This is a genomic window from Oleiphilus sp. HI0117 (genome assembly GCF_001635235.1).
This window is the reverse complement of sequence record NZ_LWGA01000242.1, coordinates 1-267: the sequence shown is the minus strand read 5'-3', so window position 1 is coordinate 267 and position 267 is coordinate 1. Positions and strand designations below refer to the sequence as shown.

Annotated in this window: 1 protein-coding gene; it reads left to right on the top strand. The window is 47.9% G+C overall.

What is annotated here, in order from left to right; all coding sequences use genetic code 11:
- Positions 1 to 267: hypothetical protein (locus A3757_RS27480; RefSeq protein ID WP_231878199.1), on the top strand; the 267-nt coding region annotated here is incomplete at both ends.

The following is a 267-nucleotide window of genomic DNA, read 5'->3' as shown; positions in this document are numbered from 1 at the left end:
GGAAGTCGAGGAAGTCGAGGAAGTCGAGGAAGTCGAGGAAGTCGAGGAAGTCGAGGAAGTCGAGGAAGTCGAGGAAGTCGAGGAAGTCGAGGAAGTCGAGGAAGTCGAGGAAGTCGAGGAAGTCGAGGAAAGTTTAAGCTCGGATCAACAAGAATCAAATAACACTGATGAACCAACAGAAAACGAAAATTCTTTAAACAAGACAGAACCGCCTCCAGCACTTCAAGAATACCTGAGCGAAATTCATGACCTAAGCCCTGAGCCTGA